At 57.0% G+C, this 20,077-nt stretch carries 13 protein-coding genes and 1 tRNA gene; 4 read left to right on the forward strand and 10 right to left on the reverse strand.

From position 1 onward, the window contains the following. Positions 1 to 83 precede the first annotated feature (83 nt). Positions 84 to 2,351 carry a class 1a ribonucleoside-diphosphate reductase subunit alpha gene (gene nrdA / locus H1S06_RS08250; protein ID WP_181739068.1) on the reverse strand — a complete coding sequence of 756 codons (2,268 nt, stop codon included), beginning with the start codon at positions 2,349 to 2,351 and terminating at the stop codon, positions 84 to 86. Between the two features lie 439 nt (positions 2,352 to 2,790). Here nrdA and H1S06_RS08255 point away from each other — a divergent pair. Both H1S06_RS08255 and H1S06_RS08260 read left to right on the forward strand, forming a co-directional pair. Continuing rightward, positions 2,791 to 2,874: transfer RNA gene (locus H1S06_RS08255), tRNA-Tyr, on the forward strand. Positions 2,875 to 3,152: 278 nt separating this feature from the next. Continuing rightward, the gene (locus tag H1S06_RS08260) at positions 3,153 to 5,375 is read left to right on the forward strand and encodes a sensor domain-containing protein (RefSeq protein WP_181739070.1); all 2,223 of its coding nucleotides are present in this window, start codon (positions 3,153 to 3,155) and stop codon (positions 5,373 to 5,375) included. Positions 5,376 to 5,377: 2 nt separating this feature from the next. On the opposite strand, the gene H1S06_RS08265 is transcribed toward H1S06_RS08260, so the two are convergent. The 7 genes from H1S06_RS08265 to H1S06_RS08295 form a co-directional block, all read right to left on the reverse strand. Beyond that, complete coding sequence (locus tag H1S06_RS08265; protein WP_181739073.1) at positions 5,378 to 6,238, reverse strand: SPFH domain-containing protein; 861 nt, start codon at positions 6,236 to 6,238, stop codon at positions 5,378 to 5,380. Positions 6,239 to 6,278: 40 nt separating this feature from the next. Next, positions 6,279 to 6,734, reverse strand: coding sequence for an NfeD family protein (locus tag H1S06_RS08270; RefSeq protein ID WP_181739075.1), 456 nt, complete (start codon positions 6,732 to 6,734; stop codon positions 6,279 to 6,281). 76 nt (positions 6,735 to 6,810) lie between these two features. Beyond that, entirely contained in the window at positions 6,811 to 8,586 is a 1,776-nt protein-coding gene (locus H1S06_RS08275; protein WP_181739077.1) for an SLC13 family permease, read from the reverse strand. Positions 8,587 to 8,719: 133 nt separating this feature from the next. Beyond that, positions 8,720 to 9,973 (reverse strand): organoarsenical effux MFS transporter ArsJ, encoded by a 1,254-nt coding sequence (arsJ, locus tag H1S06_RS08280; RefSeq protein ID WP_407658775.1) that lies wholly within the window; start codon positions 9,971 to 9,973, stop codon positions 8,720 to 8,722. Continuing rightward, on the reverse strand, positions 9,955 to 10,974 hold the full coding sequence (locus H1S06_RS08285) for an ArsJ-associated glyceraldehyde-3-phosphate dehydrogenase (protein WP_181739079.1): 1,020 nt from the start codon (positions 10,972 to 10,974) through the stop codon (positions 9,955 to 9,957). The genes arsJ and H1S06_RS08285 overlap by 19 nt, the downstream gene beginning before the upstream one ends. A gap of 32 nt (positions 10,975 to 11,006) precedes the next feature. Continuing rightward, positions 11,007 to 12,029, reverse strand: a complete 1,023-nt coding sequence (arsB, locus tag H1S06_RS08290) for an ACR3 family arsenite efflux transporter (protein ID WP_181739081.1) — start codon at positions 12,027 to 12,029, stop codon at positions 11,007 to 11,009. 16 nt (positions 12,030 to 12,045) lie between these two features. Then, positions 12,046 to 12,402 carry a metalloregulator ArsR/SmtB family transcription factor gene (locus H1S06_RS08295; RefSeq protein WP_181739083.1) on the reverse strand — a complete coding sequence of 119 codons (357 nt, stop codon included), beginning with the start codon at positions 12,400 to 12,402 and terminating at the stop codon, positions 12,046 to 12,048. A gap of 258 nt (positions 12,403 to 12,660) precedes the next feature. Between H1S06_RS08295 and H1S06_RS08300 the strand changes: the two genes are divergently transcribed. After that, positions 12,661 to 14,151: a SulP family inorganic anion transporter gene (locus H1S06_RS08300; protein WP_181739085.1), complete on the forward strand. Its 1,491-nt coding sequence runs from the start codon at positions 12,661 to 12,663 to the stop codon at positions 14,149 to 14,151. 9 nt (positions 14,152 to 14,160) lie between these two features. Further along, positions 14,161 to 15,021 (forward strand): universal stress protein, encoded by an 861-nt coding sequence (locus H1S06_RS08305; protein ID WP_181739087.1) that lies wholly within the window; start codon positions 14,161 to 14,163, stop codon positions 15,019 to 15,021. A gap of 75 nt (positions 15,022 to 15,096) precedes the next feature. Here the strand turns inward: H1S06_RS08305 and H1S06_RS08310 are convergent, their stop codons facing one another. Next, on the reverse strand, positions 15,097 to 18,321 hold the full coding sequence (locus tag H1S06_RS08310) for a translocation/assembly module TamB domain-containing protein (RefSeq protein WP_181739089.1): 3,225 nt from the start codon (positions 18,319 to 18,321) through the stop codon (positions 15,097 to 15,099). Then, positions 18,318 to 20,057, reverse strand: a complete 1,740-nt coding sequence (locus tag H1S06_RS08315; RefSeq protein WP_328515325.1) for an autotransporter assembly complex protein TamA — start codon at positions 20,055 to 20,057, stop codon at positions 18,318 to 18,320. The genes H1S06_RS08310 and H1S06_RS08315 overlap by 4 nt, the downstream gene beginning before the upstream one ends. Positions 20,058 to 20,077 lie beyond the last annotated feature (20 nt).

The following is a 20,077-nucleotide window of genomic DNA, read 5'->3' on the forward strand; positions in this document are numbered from 1 at the left end:
CCCTTTTTCCTGAACAAAACATACCGGTCCCTCCCGGCGGGCGGGTGCCGGGAAGGTGCGTTAAAAGAAGGCGCGCAGCTCGATCAGAGCTTGCAGGCACCGCCTTCACAGCCGTCGTCACCCTTGTCGGAGGCGCCGGCACCATCGCGTGTATTGTGGTAGTACAACGTCTTCACGCCATATTTGTAGGCCGTCAGCAGGTCCTGCATCAGCTGCTTCATCGGCACCTTGTCACCCTCGAACTTGCTCGGGTCATAGTTGGTGTTGGCCGAGATCGACTGGTCAACAAACTTCTGCATGATACCCACCAGCTGCAGGTAGCCGGTATTGCTCGGAATACTCCAGAGCAGTTCATACTGGTCCTTAAGCTCAAGGAACTCCGGCACCACCTGCTTCATGATACCGTCCTTGCTGGCCTTGACGGAGACAAAACCACGGGGCGGCTCGATGCCATTGGTGGAGTTGGTAATCTGTGAAGACGTTTCGCAAGGCATCAACGCCGTCAGGGTGCTGTTGCGCAGGCCGAATTCGCGAATATCCTCGCGCAGCGTTTCCCAGAAATGATGCAACGGCTCTTCGCAGTAGCTGTCGACGTCACGCTTGTACGTGTCGATCGGCAACAACCCCTTGGCATATGTGGTCTCGTTGAATTTCGGACAGGCACCCAGCTCCTTGGCCAGGCTGTTGGACGCCTTGAGCAGGTAATACTGAATCGATTCAAAGGTACGATGCACCAGACCATTGGCGCTGCCGTCAGAGTACTTCACGCCGTTCTTCGCCAGATAGTAGGCGAAGTTGGTCACACCAACCCCCAGAGTACGGCGCGACATGGTCGCATTATGGGCAGCCGGGATCGGATAGTCCTGATAGTCCAGCAAACTATCCAGCGCACGCACAATCAGATCGGCCAGACTTTCCAGCTCGTCCAGGTTTTCCAGCGCGCCCAGATTGAAAGCGGACAGGGTGCAAAGCGCGATCTCGCCTTCCGGATCATTAACATCGTTCAGCGGCTTGGTCGGCAGCGCAATCTCCAGGCAGAGGTTGGACTGCTTCACCGGTGCAACCTGAGGGTCGAACGGGCTGTGAGTATTGCAGTGATCCACGTTCTGTACGTAGATGCGACCGGTAGAGGCGCGTTCGGACATCAACAGTCCGAACAGCTCGACCGCCTTAATGGTCTTCTTGCGAATCGACTCATCCTGCTCGTACTGTTCGTACAGACGCTCGAACTCGTCCTGGTCGGCGAAAAAGGCGTCGTACAGGCCTGGCACTTCGTGCGGACTGAACAGGGTGATGTTGCCGCCCTTGATCAGACGCTGGTACATCAGCTTGTTGAGCTGGACACCGTAATCGATATGGCGCACGCGGTTCTCTTCCACGCCACGGTTGTTCTTCAATACCAGCAGGGATTCAACTTCCAGATGCCACATCGGATAAAACAGCGTCGCTGCGCCACCACGGACGCCGCCCTGGGAGCAGGATTTCACCGCAGTCTGGAAATGCTTGTAAAACGGTATACAACCGGTATGAAAGGCTTCCCCATTGCGAATCGGGCTGCCGATGGCGCGAATACGTCCCGCATTGATACCGATACCGGCACGCTGGGAAACGTATTTCACGATAGCCGAAGCCGTCGCATTAATGGAATCCAGGCTGTCACCGGTTTCAATCAGAACACAGGAACTGAACTGACGCGTCGGTGTACGCACACCGGCCATGATCGGCGTCGGCAGCGACAGCTTGAACAGCGAGGTCGCGTCATAGAAGCGCTTGACGTAATCCAGACGGGTGTCGCGCGGATAATTCGCAAACAGGCAAGCAGCGACCAGCATGTACAGCTGCTGCGGGCTTTCGTAGATATCACCGCTCACGCGGTTCTGTACCAGGTACTTGCCTTCCAGCTGCTTGACGGCCGCATAGCTGAAGCTCATGTCCCGACCGTGGTCCAGGTAGGCGTTCAGCTGGTCGAACTCTTCCCGGCTGTAATCTTCCAGCAGGTGCCGATCATAGCGCCCGCTGTTCACCATTCCGGATACATGGTCGTACAGGTGCGGCGGCTCAAAATCATTGAAGGCTCGCTTGCGCAGATGAAAAACAGCCAAACGCGCAGCCAGATACTGATAGTCCGGCGCTTCTTCAGAGATCAGATCGGCCGCCGATTTGATCAGCGTCTCATGAATATCGGACGTTTTGATACCATCATAAAACTGCAGATGCGCACTCAACTCAACCTGTGATACCGATACATTCTCCAGCCCTTCGGCGGCCCAGATAATTACACGATGGATTTTTTCCAGATCGATCTGTTCACGCCGACCATCGCGTTTGGTAACCATCAGATCTTGCTGCATTGTGCACGCTCTTCCAGTAGTCATTGATGAAACTTGAGCCCCTTGTGAACCGGCTCCCTACTGCGGTCATATCCGTTTCAAGCGCCCATAGACCAAGCAATGACGATACTCTAGGTGAGTAACACCAGCACTTGATTATTAATTGGGCAAAAACACAAGATATAGTACAACACCGCCTACAGGGCACTAAATATAGATGTTAGCCGAAGGATTTCAATATTGATTTATCGCGCCGGCAGGTGTAGCAACGCCAACCGAAATCGCTGAAAGCCGCGCATTATGAGGGCTTGGCCGAGCTTTTTCCATCCCTGTTTTCACAAGACTTTTTTTCATGCCACATCCCTGTCACGCGAAAATTGAGCATAGAAAAAAAGTCGCCAGAAGGGGAGGCTTTGTCCTTTACAACCCCCGAAATCCTGTCTATGATGCGCATCCTGTTGGTGGGGTTCCCGAGTGGCCAAAGGGATCAGACTGTAAATCTGACGCGCGAGCTTCGGTGGTTCGAATCCACCTCCCACCACCATCCTATTTCACAAAAAAGCTCTGCCAATCGGCGGAGCTTTTTTGTATCTGCAGCCCCGACCGGGAAGCAAAACCGACACTGACTCCACCACCAACCTTCCCACTGAACACCACCAAAACCGACCTCTCCCGGCTGCTCTATGACAGCAAAAGACAACGCCTATAGTCCTATGCATCAGACCGGCAAGTCGTGATAGGCTTAGGGTCAGATTGATTCCAAGCGCGGTTTGACATCACGTTGTACCGGTTATTCGTCCCAAAATAATAACAAATGCTCGCATGACTAATGGACTGGCTTTACACACCCCCGAAGAACAACAACTATTCAAGGAACAGCAGGTTATTTTGGACAATGCCGGTGTCGGCATTTGCTTTATCCGCAATCGATTGATCCAACGCTGTAATCGGCAATTTGCTCACATCTATGGATACACTACCCCCGAAGATCTGATCGGCACCAGCAGTGAGCGGCTCTACCCCGACTCGCTGTCCTTTCGTCAGCTGGGCGTCAAGGCCTACCCCCGAATGCTGCGTGGCGAGCGCTTCACTACCGAACTGCAAATGATACGCCTCCCGGCCGAAATCTTTTGGTGTCGCGTCACCGGCAATTTGATCAACGTCGAGAACCCAACCCTGGGATCCATCTGGATCATCGAAGATATCGATCGCCAGCGTCGCGACCGCGAGGCTCTGGATGCACTGCACTATCAGCAGCAGCTGATTCTGGACCACGCTACGGTCGGTATCGCCTTCATGCACCAGCGCAGATTCAGTCGCAGCAATGACCGCATAGCCGAGATGTTCGGCTATACCCCGGAAGAATTGAGCCGCCTCAGCACCCGTGTGTTCTACCCGGATCGCACCGCCTGGGAGGCCGCTGGCCGTAAGCACCATGCCGTTCTGAGCCGGGGCGAAGTGTTCTGCGCCGAAGTGGAGCTGGTCTGCAAAGACGGCAGCACACTATGGTGCGACCTGCGCAGCAAGGCCATTAATCCAGCGGCTCCGGGGGATGGCAGTATCTGGATCATCATGGATATTTCCGATCGCAAGCGCCACGAACAGGCGCTGCTGCGTGCCCAGGATGTACTCGAACAGCGCGTTACCGAGCGTACCCGTGAGTTGGAAAGCGTGGTCGCCAATTTGCACCGTGAAATTGAAGAACGCCGCCACGCGGAAGAGCGCATTCGCCACTTGGCACAGCATGACAGCCTGACCGGCCTGCCCAACCGGCGCCTGTTTGAACAAGGCTTTGAACTCCAACTGGCTCAAGCCGCAGAGACCAAGCGCAAACTGGCGATTCTGTTTATCGATCTGGACCGTTTCAAGCATATCAACGACTCTCTGGGCCACCATGAGGGTGATCAGCTGCTGCACAACCTGGCGGACCGACTCAGAGAAGCCTGCGGACATGAAAATACTCTGGCGCGAATCGGTGGAGACGAGTTCATCATTCTGCTGAACCATGTCGAGCCCTATGAGCGCATTGAGCAACTGACACACCGCCTCCAGAACGCGTTACAGCCGTCCGTTTACATCGGTCGGCACGAATTCAACATCTCGGCCAGCATCGGAGTCGCCATTTACCCCCACGATGGCACCGATATTCAAACCCTGATCAAACACGCCGATACCGCCATGTGCCGAGCCAAGGCCAACGGCGGCAATCGCTGCCAGTTCTACAATCACCATCTGGATCGAGAGGCTGTCGAGCGAATCGAGTTGCGCAATGCGCTCTACCAGGCCCTACCCAATCAGGAATTTGAACTGCACTACCAGCCGCAGGTGTCGGTTCATGACGCCCGTATTACCTGTGTAGAAGCGCTGATTCGCTGGCACCATCCAGACAAGGGCACGGTAGCGCCGGACTGCTTCATACCGCTGGCCGAAGAATCTGGCTTGATCAAGGAAATCGGCAGCTGGGTGCTGGACACGGCGTGCCAACAGCTCAAGACTTGGCGGCAAGCCGGGCTGGACCTGAGAGTGGCCGTCAACCTTTCCGCCGCACAGCTGGACGACATGGCATTTTACCAACAGGTAAAGGAATGTCTGGAACGTTATGAACTCCAGCCCCGGCATCTGGAGCTGGAGTTGACCGAAAGCATTTTGATGCGGCATGTCGATCACAGCATCAGGCTTCTGAACAAGCTGGATCAACTGGGTGTTCATCTCAGCATTGATGATTTCGGAACGGGTTACTCCAGCCTCAGCTATCTGAAACGGCTACCGCTGGATACACTGAAAATCGATCGCTCGTTTGTGCGCGACCTCTGCACGGACCAGGATGATGCAGTCATTTGCCGCACCATCATATCCATGGCCAACAACCTGAAGCTGTCAGTTACGGCCGAAGGGGTCGAGCGCGCCGAACAACTGCACAAACTGGCAGAGTTCGGCTGTGACCTGTATCAGGGATATCTATTCAGCCGCCCGCTTCCGGCATCCGACATAACCCGGCTGTACCGGGAATATACACCACCGGAAAACGAGCACTACACCATCTGAAACTACTTGCCGAACCCGCCCATGATACCGCGGACGGCCGCCGGAATATCGCCAGGCAGGAGCACAATCTTGGCATTTTCGCCCTGAGACATCTCCTTGATCGACTCGACATATTTTTCACCCAGCAGGTACATGACCGGCAGCTCATTCCCTTGAATGGCCGACGTCACCTTCTCGATGGCGGACTGGCTGGCCTCGGCCAATACCACTTTGGCTTCGGCATCACGACGTGAGGCTTCCAGGCGACCTTCGGCCTCAAGAATGGCCGCTGCTTTTTCACCATCGGCACGGGTGACCGTTGCACGGCGCTGACGCTCAGCCGCCGCCTGCTCTTCCATCGCCATCTGCATGGTCTCCGACGGATTGATATCCTGAATCTCCACCGTCTTTAGCGTAATACCCCAATCGGAAATGTCGTCGGAGATTGCGCCCTTCAGCTTCGCCTTGATCTGATCCCGGTTGGACAGCGCCTCATCCAGATTCATTTCGCCCACGATGGAGCGCAGAGAGGTCTGAACCAGATTCTGAATCGCAATGCTGTAATCCTCGACGCCATACACCGCCTTCTCCGGCGACAGGATATTAATATAGGCCACCGCATTGGCCACAATGACGGCGTTATCACGTGTAATCACTTCTTGGGACGGAATATCCAGCACGATATCCTTGGTTGTGACTTTATAAGCCACGCTGTCTATATAGGGAAAGATTACGTTCAGGCCCGGGCCCAGGGTACGGTGGTACTTACCCAGCCGCTGTACAACGTGCTTGCTTCCCTGAGGGACAGTCTTGACCCCCAGAAACAGAGTCACGACCACCAGCACCAAAAATACACCGGCCATCATCAGTCCATCGATCAACATCGTTTACCACTCCATTCTATTGTGAGTTGTTTAGGCTAACTTAGCCGCGCTTTTTGACAATCAGAGTATTACCCGAAATTTCGACAATCATTAGTCGATCTCCCAGCTCCACCGGCTCATCACAGATGAACTCCCACTCGTCATCTCCCAGAACCGGGGTCGCAAAGCGCATCTGCCCCCGCCGGGGCGGCTGGGGCACTTGAATAACCTGACCGGTTTCTCCCAGCACCGCTTCACGTGCGATACCTGCCTTGGTTCGATCAACCATGAGAGGGCGCACCAGCTTGAACCAGCCCAGTGCAAACAGACTGGAGCTGACCGCCCAGGCAACCAGCTGCAGGCTCAGACTCAGATCCGGCTGCAGCCACATCAGGACCGCCAGCAAAAATGCTCCCAAACCAAACCAGAAAACCGTAAAACTGGGCAAGACCAGCTCGGCCAGAATCAGCAACATGCCGAACACGACCCAGTGCCAGTATTCAATTTGAAATGCCATTCTCCATCCCTGTCGCTATTTCGAAGAGAAACGATTATGGAGGAGTTTCATGTTCTGGTCGACTCTCGATCCGCGCTTACAGGGTCAGGGGCCAGCCAATCAGCAGCGTTGTCAGCGTCACCAGAGCCACCAGCAGATTCATTGGTACACCGACACGGAGAAAGTCGGTAAAGCGGTAGCCACCGGGGCCATACACCATCAGGTTGGTCTGATAGCCCAACGGCGTCGCAAAACTGGCTGATGCAGCAATCATGATGGCAAAGATGAAAGGCTCATGACTCAGCTGCGCCTTCTCGGTCACTTCCAGTACGATGGGCAGCATCAATACCGCCGCCGCGTTGTTGGTGATGATCTCGGTCAGCAAGGATACTGCCAAATAGGTCAACACCAGCAACAGCCAGGGCGTGCCGTCACTCAATTCAACAATCCCTCCGGCAATCCAGGTCGCCACCCCGGTCTTTTGCAACGCCGCACCCAAAGCAAAGGACGCCGCAATGGTCAAAATCACCGTCAGATCCAGACTTTTCTCGGCCTGCGCAACACTGCAGCATCCGGTTACAACCATCAACCCGGCTCCTACCAGTGCGGCGTTGAGCATACTGGTCAACCCGGTACCCGCCGCCAGTACTATGGCAACCAGAATACCCCAGGCAACCCAGGCCCGTTCGTGGCGCGGCTGAGTCTTGTCCAGATCATTGATCAACAGGAAGTCCTTGTTATAACGCTGCCGACTGACAAATGCCGGACGCGCTTCCAGCAACAGGGTATCCCCCGCTTCCAGGCGGATATTGCCCAGGTTGCCCTGCACTCGTTCACCACTGCGGGCAACCGCCAGCACTACCGCGCCATAGCGGTCACGGAAGCGGGCATCACGAATCGCGTAGCCCACGGCATCACAGTGCGTCGAAACCACGGCTTCAACCAGGCAACGCTCGGCACGGTCCTGATTCAGCGTATCGGAGTGACCGTTCTCCGGCGAGGGTACAATGCCATTGATACGCAGCAGGTCCGAAATAGCTTCGGTTTCTCCGGCAAATACCAGGCGGTCGCCGCCCTGCAGCTTTTCTTCCGATGAAACCGCCGTCACTATATTGCCGTGACGTTCTATTTCCACCAGGTACACGCGATCAAGACTACGCAATCCCGCCTGCTCGACCGACTGCCCAACCAGCGGACCACCCGGTGCCACAGCCACCTCAAGCGTAAACTCACGCAAATTGGCAAATGCACGTGCATCACTGCGGTCAGGCAACAGACGCGGAAAGGTCAGCCAGATAAAACCGATTCCTACCAGCATCACCGGCAAGGCGACAGCCGTGATCGAAAACAGCGACAGCCCTTCGGCACCGGTCAGTTGCTGATACTGTCCATTGACGACCAGATTGGTGCTGGTGCCTATCAACGTCAGCGTACCTCCCAAAATGGCACTATAACTCAGCGGTATCATCAACTTGGAAGCCGGAATATGAATCTGTCGTGACCAGGCATGTATGGCCGGGATCATGGTCGCCACGACCGGCGTATTATTAAGAAACCCGCTTAGCAGGACCACCGGAGGAAAGATGCGCCCGAGGGCTCCACGCACACTGTCGGGCCGCCCCAGAACTTTATGTACCAGCAGGTCGACCCCGCCGGATGAATGAATCCCGGCCGCCACCACAAACATGCAGGCCACCGTGATCAACCCCGGGTTGGCAAAACCGGCCAGTGCTTCAGACGGAATCAGCACGCCACTGATGCTGAGCAGCGCCAACACCGCCATCATGACAATATGCGGTCCTGTCCGTGTCAGTATCAGCACGGCCAATGCCGCCACCATTAACCCCAACGCAAACCAGCCTTGCCACTCCACAGCGATAACCTATATCCGTTGAAAAACCATCAAGATACAGGGTTATTTTGATTCCATAAAAGAATAAATATTAACAAATTTATTCTATTTTGAAATATAAAGACCTTCAGCTTTTAGTAATCTCCGGATTGCATCAGGCCGAAGCCTTCTCCCGCTCTCGGTTGGAGGGTAAACCAAGCGAGATCAGTACTGCCAATACCAGCATGGCCGAAGAGACCCACAAACAGGCCTGAAGTCCACTATCGCCCTGCCCGGCCAGTTGAAACACCCAACCCGACAAAAGGGTTCCGACCAGGCGTCCCAGAGCATTCGCCATATAGTAGAACCCGACATCCAGAGAGACCCCGTCACGCCCCGCATAACTGACAATCAGATAGCTGTGCAGCGAAGAGTTGATGGCAAACACCGCACCAAACACCAGCAACCCGCCAATCAGTACCCGGGCCGGGTCAAAACCGCTCTCCAGCCCCAGCGCAATCAGCAACGGCAGCAAAGCCAATCCTGCCGCCCAGCCTACTGCCGTACGGCCATCGGGGAGACGTCCTCTCGACTTGCCGGTCAAGCGTGGTGCCAGGGTTTGAACCAGGCCGTAACCGATGACCCAAAGCGCCAGAAAAGCACCTGTCCGGCCGTGGCTCCAACCCAGTGTCTGCGACAAGAAGACCGGCAACGCCACCACAAACCAGACATCCCGGGCACCAAACAGAAACATCCGGGCGGCGGAGAGAATATTGATCGCTCGACTCTTGGAAAGGAGATCACGAAACCGAGGCTTGTTTTGTGCCCGCCCCAGATCCTTACGCAGCAGTAACAGGCTCAACAGCCACACCAGAGTCAGCCCGCCAGCCAGGGTCACAACCGCACCGGCAAAACCCAGCAGCATCAGCAGTGCGCCGCCCAAAAAGAAACCGGCTCCCTTAAGGGCATTCTTGGAACCGGTCAGGATGGCCACCCATTTGTAAAGCGCTCCCTGCGCCCCTTCCGGTACCAACAGCTTGATCGAGCTTTTGGCACTCATCTTGTTCAAATCCTTGGCGACTCCCGACACCGCCTGAGCCGCCATTACCCAGGGGACCGTCAACCAACCCGACGGTACCAACAGCATCACCAGCGCCACCACCTGCAGACCAAGGCCGATATTCATCGTCCGATTCAGCCCCAGATGAGCACCCAGCCAGCCACCAACGAGGTTGGTTATTACGCCGAAGACTTCGTAGAACAGGAACAACAGTGCGATCTCCAGTGGCGAATAACCCAAACCATGAAAATGCAACACCACCAGCATGCGCAAGGCGCCATCCGTCAGAGTAAATGCCCAGTAATTACCGGTCACCACCAGATACTGGCGTATAGCGGGAGAAAGCCGGCTCAGCATGGTCTGGCGCATTCCTGTCGTCCCACTTTAAGCGCCAGCTCTGCTGTACGATTAGCATAGCCCCACTCGTTGTCGTACCAAAGGTACAGCTTCACCTGAGTACCATTCACCACCATGGTGGAAAGTGCATCCACCACACTGGAACGCGGATCTGTGCGGTAATCAATGGAGACCAACGGGCGCTCTTCGTAGCCCAATATCCCTTCCAGCGCCCCTTCGGCGGCTTGCCTCAACAGTGTATTGACCTCATCGACCGAGGTGGCACGCTCGACCTCAAATACACAATCGGTGATCGATGCATTGGCCAGCGGCACACGAATCGCGTGACCGTTCAGTTTGCCTTTCAAGTCCGGAAAAATATGCGTGATAGCCGTGGCGGAACCGGTGGTAGTCGGAATCAGGCTCATGCCACAGGCACGGGCACGGCGCAGATCCTTGTGCGGCGCATCCAGAATGGTCTGAGTATTGGTAATGTCGTGAATGGTCGTCATGGAACCGTGCCTGATCCCCAACTGCTCGTGAATCACCTTCACTACCGGAGCCAGGCAGTTGGTGGTGCAGGATGCTGCCGTCACAATCGGGTGACGCCCGGGATCGTACAGGTTGTCGTTCACACCCATCACGATATTGAGTACACCCTCTTCCTTCACTGGCGCCGTCACCACCACCCGCTTCACGCCCTGATCCAGATAGGCCTGCAGCACCGCCCTGGTCTTCATTTTCCCTGAGGCCTCAATCACCAGGTCACAGCCGGACCAGTCGGTCTCGGCAATGCTCCTGTTGCCGGTCACGGCGATCTGCCGATCAGCCACGGCCAGCGTACCCCGCTCTGCTCTCGCCTCATGTATCCAACGCCCATGGACGGAGTCAAAATTCATCAGGTGGGCCAAGGTGGCCACGTCACCCGCCGGATCATTGATCTGTATGATCTCGATTTCGGGCCGATCGTAAATGGCTCTCATGGTCAGACGTCCCATGCGACCAAAACCGTTAATACCGACTTTTATACTCATTTCATCCCCTCGAAATAATCACGCACCTGGTATCAGAAACGGCTGAACTTGTGACGGGTATGGTTGGCAAATGCCACCAGTGACAGCATCACCGGCACTTCCACCAGGACACCGACAACCGTGGCCAATGCAGCCCCCGAATGCAGCCCGAACAGTGAAATGGCCACGGCAACCGCCAGCTCGAAAAAGTTGGAAGTACCGATCATGCAAGCAGGCGCGGCCACGCTATGAGGCAAGCGCAACCAATAGGCGGCTGCGTAGGCGATAATAAAAATGCCGTATGTCTGAATCAGCAGCGGAATGGCGATCAGACCGATCGTTTGCGGCTGGGCAATAATGGTTTCGGCCTGAAAACCGAATAGCAGCACAACGGTCGCCAACAGCCCCAGAATCGACCAGGGCTTGAGCCTGTGCAACCAGCGCCCCAGCTGTTCCCCCTCACCCCGGCGCTCCAACCTGTGTCGCGTCCAGACCCCGGCTACCAGTGGCAGCACCACATAGAGCGCGACCGACAGCAGCAGCGTTTCCCAGGGCACATGAATATCGCTGACCCCCAGCAGAAAAGCCGCGATGGGTGCAAACGCGAACACCATGATCAGGTCGTTTACCGAAACCTGCACCAGGGTATAGTTGGGATCCCCCTTGGTCAGCTGACTCCAGACAAATACCATCGCGGTACAGGGTGCGACACCAAGCAGAATCATGCCTGCTATATATTCGCCCGCGCTCTGCGGATCAACCCAGTCGGCAAAAATCACACGGAAAAACAGCCACCCCAGTGCCGCCATGCTAAACGGCTTGATCAGCCAGTTGATGACCAGAGTCAGGACCAGACCTCGGGGCCGCTTGCCCACATCCTTGACGGCGGCAAAGTCGATTTGCACCATCATCGGGTAGATCATGACCCAAATAAACAGTGCGACTACCAGGTTGACATGAGCATATTCCAGCTCTGCCACCACTCCGAACAGTGCCGGGAACAGGTTGCCCAACAGCACCCCCGCCGCAATACAGAGACCCACCCACAGGGTCAGATAACGCTCGAAAGCCCCCATTTACACCCCTCCAGTTTCAACAGTTCACGCCGCAGGCGTTACCACCGGCAGCAGGCCTGGATAGCATGCCTTCCAGACGGGCCAAAGCCTGCCGAAGCCCTGCCTGTTCCTGAGCACCGACCTGCTGCAGCATCTGCCGTACCCAGTCGGGAAGCTCACCGTGCAAACGGTAAAACACCCACTGCCCCTGGCGCCGGTCCGCCAGCACTCCGGCCTTGCGCAACTGCGCCAGGTGACGTGATATTTTGGGCTGGGTTTCCGCCAGCGCCTCCACCAGCTCACAGACGCAGAGCTCACCTTCTCGCTGAATCAGCAAAACACTGCGCAACCGTGTCTCGTCTGCCAGAACCTTGAATACATCCAGTGCCTTCATGGGCGCTCCCCGATAAATAACATATGAAAAACCATATATGTGTTTTTTCATATATGCAATGACAATTCTGTTACTCGCAAGGGTTCAGGCTGCACGAACAGGGGCTTTTCTGTATACTTTCGCGCCTTGATCGCAACAGAAGCCGCAGACATTCCAAGTCTGCCCTATGCTGTCATCCGACCGTCGTAGACTTTTGTGCCGGCAACGCCATTCGTGCGTTGCCTTCGAACAACATGCATTCCAAACAAGAGGTTGTAGATGCTGCAAAGAATGAAACAGGAGTGGTTCTCGAACGTCCGCAACGACCTGTTGTCCGGTACCGTCGTCGCTCTGGCGCTGATTCCCGAAGCAATCGCCTTTTCCATTATCGCGGGCGTCGACCCCAAGGTCGGCCTGTATGCCTCCTTCTGTATTGCCGTCATCATCGCCTTTGTCGGTGGCCGCCCGGGCATGATCTCCGCCGCCACCGGAGCCATGGCGCTATTGATGGTCACTCTGGTCAAGGAGCACGGCCTGGAGTACCTGCTGGCAGCGACCCTGTTGACAGGCGTGTTCCAGATTCTGGCCGGATTCCTCAAACTGGGTGATCTGATGCGCTTTGTCTCACGCTCGGTCGTCACCGGCTTCGTCAATGCACTGGCCATTCTGATCTTCATGGCGCAACTGCCCGAACTGACCAACGTGACCTGGCACGTTTATGCCATGACCGCTGCAGGGCTGGGCATCATCTATCTGTTCCCCTATGTGCCGGTGATCGGCAAGAACCTGCCCTCGCCGCTGGTCTGCATTATCGGCCTGACCATCGTCTCCATGCTGCTGGGCCTGGATATCCGCACCGTCGGCGACATGGGCGAACTGCCGGACACCCTGCCGATTTTCCTGTGGCCGGACGTCCCGCTGAACCTGGATACACTGATGATCATTCTGCCCTACTCACTGGGGCTGGCCGTGGTAGGCCTGCTGGAATCCATGATGACCGCCAATATCGTGGATGAATTAACTGACACCAGCAGCGACCGCAACCGCGAATGCAAAGGTCAGGGTGTTGCCAACATCGGAGCCGGATTGCTCGGCGGCATGGCCGGTTGTGCCATGATCGGCCAATCAATCATTAACGTGAAATCCGGTGGCCGCGGGCGCCTGTCCACCTTTGTGGCAGGCCTGTTTCTGATCATTCTGGTCGTCTTTCTGGATGACTGGATCCGCCAGATCCCGATGGCGGCTCTGGTCGCCGTGATGATCATGGTATCGATCGGCACCTTCTCCTGGGAATCCATCCGCGACCTGCGTAAACACCCGCTTTCAACCAACATTGTGATGATTGCGACCGTGGCCGTCGTCGTGGCGACACATAACCTGGCACTGGGCGTCTTTGTTGGTGTTCTGCTGGCATCTCTGTTCTTCGCCAACAAGGTTGGTCAATACATGAGCATCCGCAGCGAGAAGGACAACGCCACCAATACTCGCACTTACCATGTCAGCGGACAGGTCTTTTTTGCATCCTGCGAAAAGTTCAATGCCGCCTTTGATTTCAAGGAAGTGCTTGATAAGGTCGTGATCGACCTGAGCCAGGCGCATTTCTGGGATATCAGTGCCGTCTCCATGCTCGACAAGGTGGTCATCAAGTTCCGCCGCGAAGGTGTTGAAGTGGATGTCATCGGGCTGAATGACGCCAGCCGCACCATCGTTGACAAACTGGCTGTTCACGACAAGCCTGAACAGGTCGACAACATCATGGCCGGACATTAAGGAGCCCACATGAGCAAGATTATCGCCTGTATTGATGGTTCGCATGCGGCACTGGCCGTATGCGATGCGGCTGCCTGGGCACAGCAACAACTGGACGCTCCTCTGCTGCTGCTGCATGTACTGGAGAAAGCCGGCTACCCTACCGAAACCGACATGAGCGGCAACATTGGCCTGGGAGCCCGTGAACACCTGCTGGAAGAGCTGGCCGAGCTGGACAACCAGCGCAGCCGCCTGCTGCTGGAACAGGGCCGATTCATGCTGGCCGAAGCCCAGAAGCAGCTTGAAGCCGCCGGCGTGCCTCCTGAGCAGATTGATCAGCTGCAGCGCCATGACACTCTGGTAGACACCCTGCAAGAGCATCAGGCTCAGGCCCGTTTGCTGATCATGGGACGCCAAAGTGATGCTCCCGCCAGCCTGGCCAGAGCGGTTGGCAGCCACCTGGAAAACGTAACCCGTACCCTCCAGCAGCCGATCCTGGTGGCACCGGATGGCTTCCGCGCCCCCCGGCGTTTCATGCTCGCCTACGATGGCAGCACAACCGCTAACAAGGCGCTGAAAATGGTGGCGCAAAGCCCCCTGCTCAAGAGCATCCCCTGCCACCTGGTCATGGCCGGGAAGCGCGTCGAACGCCAGCGGGAACAGCTTGCCAATGCCGAAACCATGCTGCGTGGCAACGGCTTTGACGTCACCACCGAGACCCTTGAGCAGGACGAGGTCAGGCCAGCGCTGATGGGGTACATTCAGGACCGGGGAATCGAACTGACCGTGATGGGTGCCTGGGGACATTCACGCATCCGTCAGCTTCTGGTCGGCAGCATGACAAACTGGATGCTGCATAACAGCCCGGTTCCACTGCTGCTGTTACGTTGACCTGAAAAAGGCCGACGGGATTATCCTGTCGGCCTTTTGACTTTCCAGCCCCGGTAAGGCACCGCTTTTGCCAAACTAGCGCTCCAGCGTATAGAGCAGGTCGGCGCCACTACCCAGTTCACTGCTGTGCCCCTCGGCACGCCATTTGTCCGTAAGCTTGTATTTCAGGCTCAACGTATTCACGGCATCCAGCACACCAATGCCATAACGCAGATACAAGCGTGGCGACAAGTACTTGCCGATAAAGAAGGCGGACTCGTCCCCTTCGGAGTTGTCGAAGCCGAATTCATCCAGTGCCAGCGACTCACGCAACTTGCCCGTCACACGGTTCCCCTGACTCATGCCCAAGGCCAGTGCCGCCTGCATCATCATCTGCTGCTCACCGGCTGAACCTTCGCCCGGCGCCTTACCCAACAACAGGTACGAAAGTACGCTACTGTCCGGCATCGCGGGCTCACCATACAGGTCCATCCGCGGCTCACGCAGGGTACCACTAACATTGGCCCCGACGATGACCTCCTCGATTTCGCGCCCGATACGCAAATCCAGCCCCGGGTTATCTACCGGCCCCGCCGCATATACCAGGCTGCCGCGCCGAATCTGCAGCTGCTGTCCATAGAGCCGGTAGGCACCACTTTCAACCTGAATGCTGCCGGTTGCCTTGGCAACCTGCCCCGGCACCTCTTCCACTCTCAAAGCCCCGAGCAGGCGTCCCTTGAAGCCCAGCACGTCAACACGCACATCATCGCCCAGCTCGATGCGAAGATCCGCATATACCGGTATTACCGGCTCTTTTTCCAGCGCCTGATCACCCTCGACCCGCACCACGTCGGACGAAGGCTTGACCGCGCTTTCCTGCGTTTTGGGCGGTGATATATGCGCCATGGGCACCTTCAGCGTACCACCCAATCGAATTTCCCGGCTGCCCAGCGCCAGCTCCAGGTGCGGACTGATCAACGCCTGAATCTCCGACGTATTCATGGCTGTAAAATTGTCGCCACTCAGCGCCACCTCACCACTGCGCTCGGCCAGATCATAATCGCCGACCAGGTTCAGCGTTCCCTCACCCGAAGTCGCCAACGCCGTAAAATGCGCCTGCCCCGGCAGACCGCTCTGATTCAGCCGGAACTCCAGTGGCGTAATCACCAGCCCCAGCGCAGGCAGTTCGACACCTCCCTCCAGGTAGTTCAACTCGCCACTCAGCTCCGGAGACGCGAGGGTCCCCCCCAACAGGAGCTGACCACCAATTTGCCCCTTCATGTTCTGCAGATCAGGCACCAGCACGGATACCAGACTCAGATCATCCGCATTCAGCTTGAGATCGCCCCGCAGGGTCTGTCCGCGACTCAAGCCATCCACGGCCAACGACAGATCCAGCTCTCCAGACAGGAAGGTAAGCAGCGTTTGCGCCTGTATACTCAGGTTGTCATTGGCCAATGCTGCCGAAACCTCTAGCGGTTCCAGCGATAGCGTCTGTTCGGCCTCAGCGGGCGTCAAAGTGCCTTCACTGGTACGCAAGCGAGCATTCAGAGCCGGCTGACCACCCGGCTGCTGACTGAAATCGATGTCGGCCGACAGGGTGGGGGTCAGTTTCATTCCGTTCAGCAGCGGAGTCAGGAGCTCCAGCGCCAGCTGGTCCAGCTGTATCTGCGCCTGGGTACGCCCGGCAAAACTGCCTTCGGCCAACAGGCACAAATCACCGCCGGCGCTTTGTTCCTCCAGGCAGAAACGCTGCAGCTGATAGCCCTCCGGCGACAGCGTCAACCCTGCTGCCGCCGATGAACGCCAGTGGCTCAGCGGCTGCGGTGCCAATTCCAGCCGCTGCAGCTGTCCCGTCCAGCGCTGTGCTTCGGGCTGCCAGCCCCCTGCGGCTGCCAGCTCTACCAGGCCCGGCGACCCCTTGGCACTGAACGTCAATTGATGCTGTTCAGGCTTGCCGGTCAGCTTCAGCATCACCTCTTCGATCACCTGCCCAGCCGCTTCGGCATTCATCAACTGAAGGTCAGCACGCCACTCACTCCCTCCGGACAGATCCAGGGCAATATCACCTGTGAGACTTTCCAGACTGGCCTGCTCGGCATATGCCAACCGGTCGGCTCGAATTCGAGCCTGTACAGCAGGCTTCATCATCGCGCCCTGCACCTGACCGTTCAACTCCAGCTGCCCTGCCGCTTCCGGCAGCAGGCGGGCCAGATCCGGTGCTTTCAGTGCCCATTTAAGCGCCAGTCGGTCACTGACCTGACCACTGACATCAGCCCGTGCGCCCGCATAGCGCAGGTTAAACGTATCAATATCCCACTGCCGGGTGTCTCCAGAGAGTTTCGCAGAGGCGCTGATCGCCTGTTCACGCAGTTGACCGTTTAACCCTCTCAGTTCCAACGCCAACAGCGGCAACTCGCCACCCAGCTCGACCTGACCAGAGGCTTCCAATGACAGTCGTCCAGGCCACTCTGGAGCAGCCAGTGCCGGGTCGATCCCCTCGGCATGGAGCTGATAATGCACGCGAATGCCGGACTGCCCTTCCACCTGGGACTGCAGCCTGACCCGGGTCTTCCCTTGGCTGGCATCCAACATGAGCGTTGCCGCCTGTGCGGCACCATCAAAGTCCACTACCAGATCGGCATTCAGCGGTACCTGCTCCGGCCAGTGATCCAGCTTCACCCAGTGCACCAGATCGGTCCCGCCCTGCACCTCCAGATGGGTCAGAAACTGTCGAGACGGCTCAACCCACCCCTTCAACGCCAACTGGCTGCCCGGCTGCTCCAGCTGCAGCGGCTCGATCAGCAGCAACTGGTCCTGCGTACGCAAGGACAGTCTCACGCTCAACTCGTCCACCAGCACCTGGTCCGCCTGGGCGACACGAATACGCTCCAGGGAAACACGGTCCACCTCCAGTGCCAACGGCAGCTCCACCGACGGCAGTTCCGGGAACTGTGGCGGTGCCGCAGTTGTATCATCCGGCTCTGGCTCACTCGGCGGCAGGCTGACATCAAGCCCGGCCACGCTCAGCTCATTCACCTTCAGCAAGGGCTCTGTGAGTGACCAGGGATGCCAGTTCAGGTGCAACTGCTCAACGCCGATCTTCATGCCGTCCTGACGAAAACTGAGGCGCTGTATCCGCAGATCCTCAGTCAAGGTTCCGTCGATCCCGTCCAGCTCAAGCTGAGGCACAAAAGAGGCCAGGGTATTCAGGGCAAAACGCGTGCCTGACGGCACAAACAGGACGACGGCCAGCAACAGTACAACAAACAGAATCAGGACCAGGATCGAACCCAGCCCCCAACGTAGCAGCGGTCTCACAAGTCAGGCCCCAAAGTGAAGTGAATCTGCCAGCCATCCTCGTCCAGAGGGACAGCAAAATCCAGCCGTATCGGTCCGACCGGCGACTGCCAGCGACCACCAATACCCACACCGGTTTTAAGATCCATCTCGTTATCATCAAAGGCATTGCCGGTATCCACGAAGGCCGCCACCCGCCACTTGTCCTTGACCAGATAGTCCATTTCGACACTGCCGGCAACCAGGTAGCGGCCACCGAGAACATCACCGCTCTCACCCATGGGCCCCAGTGACTGGTAGCTGTAGCCACGCACACTGTTATCCCCCCCGGCATAAAAACGCATGCTCGCCGGCAACATATCCACAGAATCGATCAGCGTCATGCCCACTTCGGCGCGGCTCAGCAGGCGCCAGCGCTCGGCCAGGGTATCAACGCGCTTGCCACGCACGTTCAACTGCAGCAAGTCTACGTCCGACAACAGGGCTTCACTGGCGCCTGCCACGCTGAAGCTGATTTGATGCCCCTTCGTCGTATTCAACCGGTCATCGGCACGTGTACGACTGAAGCGCGCACTGGGGATCAAAAGCGTCGAGTCCTGCTCTTCGCCCTCAAAGGTCCAGGTTTCCTGCAACCAGTCCAGGGCCAGGCGACGCTCCCACTCACCCACCTGTTTCTGCCAGCTGCCGCCAATGCTGACCGTCTGGGCATCAATCGTGTCGGACTGCTCGTCTTCCAGCATCAGGTTAAAGGCAAAACGGTCGGTGGTCGGGTTTTCACCCGGTATCTGGTAACTGCTCGTAAATTGCTGACGAATCTCGGATAAACGCAGACGGGTATCCAGGGTGTGGCCATTCGAGTTCAGCCAGCGCCGAGTGACCCCCAGCTGCATTCGTGCCCCCGTATCCGTGCCATACCCAAACCCCGCCTGATACAGACTGCGCTTCTGTGGCGTCAGTTTCACATCAATGGGAATCTCGGCATCCGCCAGCTCATCCAGCCGTGGGCGCACTTCCACATCGGCAAAATAGTCACTGTTGATCAGGTTACGCTGAAACTCCACCAGCTTGGCAGTTGCCACCGGATCACCGGTTTCAAAGGGTGTATAGCGGCGCAACAGTGATTCGGATATTGGGGCCTCATCAAAGCGTATTTCACCGATACGCGCCCTGGGCCCAGTGATATAAATCAATTCAATGTCGGCCCTATTGGCTGCCACATCCACACGAATTTCACTCACCTGAAAACGGGCTTCATAATAGCCTCGTTCCGCGGCGTGTGACTGCAGACTGCTTTTCAAGGATGCGTAGTCGGCGTGAATCAGAGGAGCCCCTGATTTGACCGGCGTATCCGCCAAAACCTGCTGCAGCACCTTGTCATCGGCTCCCTCCCCTTCAAGCAACAGGTGGGCCCGACCGATCAGCATCTGCGGCCCGGTTTCAACCCGGTACCGGGCCTGCCACTGTTGAGGCTCCCCCTCAACATTCAACTCCAGGTCCAGCTTGGGGTGATAATAACCATACGGCTCAAGCGCCGTACGAATCTGGGCCGGCGCCTGTCGATGCAGGTAGCGAACTCGGCTGGCCGTTGGCCAGGGCCCTTCTTTGGTCATGACATCGTCAATTTGCAACAGGGCACGGATATTATCAGCCGGCTCACCTTCAACACCTTCCAGGGTGAGTTGAGCGGCCAGCACCTGTCCACTGATGCAGAACATACACAGCAGGGTCAGTATGCGGAAAGGATACAACACAGGCACTCAGACGGCTCCTTCGATTG

The sequence above is a fragment of the Marinobacterium marinum genome (genome assembly GCF_013868415.1).
Lineage (GTDB): Bacteria > Pseudomonadota > Gammaproteobacteria > Pseudomonadales > Balneatricaceae > Marinobacterium > Marinobacterium marinum.

Bases quoted from the DNA above. Each gene is read 5' to 3' on its own strand.
- arsB (WP_181739081.1), bottom strand. From the start codon at position 12,029: ATGGGGGCTTTCGAGCGTTATCTGACCCTGTGGGTGGGTCTCTGTATT.
- H1S06_RS08300 (WP_181739085.1), top strand. From the start codon at position 12,661: ATGCTGCAAAGAATGAAACAGGAGTGGTTCTCGAACGTCCGCAACGAC.
- H1S06_RS08265 (WP_181739073.1), bottom strand. From the start codon at position 6,238: ATGTTGATCGATGGACTGATGATGGCCGGTGTATTTTTGGTGCTGGTG.
- H1S06_RS08270 (WP_181739075.1), bottom strand. From the start codon at position 6,734: ATGGCATTTCAAATTGAATACTGGCACTGGGTCGTGTTCGGCATGTTG.
- H1S06_RS08260 (WP_181739070.1), top strand. From the start codon at position 3,153: ATGACTAATGGACTGGCTTTACACACCCCCGAAGAACAACAACTATTC.
- H1S06_RS08295 (WP_181739083.1), bottom strand. From the start codon at position 12,402: ATGAAGGCACTGGATGTATTCAAGGTTCTGGCAGACGAGACACGGTTG.
- arsJ (WP_407658775.1), bottom strand. From the start codon at position 9,973: ATGCGCCAGACCATGCTGAGCCGGCTTTCTCCCGCTATACGCCAGTAT.
- nrdA (WP_181739068.1), bottom strand. From the start codon at position 2,351: ATGCAGCAAGATCTGATGGTTACCAAACGCGATGGTCGGCGTGAACAG.
- H1S06_RS08285 (WP_181739079.1), bottom strand. From the start codon at position 10,974: ATGAGTATAAAAGTCGGTATTAACGGTTTTGGTCGCATGGGACGTCTG.
- H1S06_RS08305 (WP_181739087.1), top strand. From the start codon at position 14,161: ATGAGCAAGATTATCGCCTGTATTGATGGTTCGCATGCGGCACTGGCC.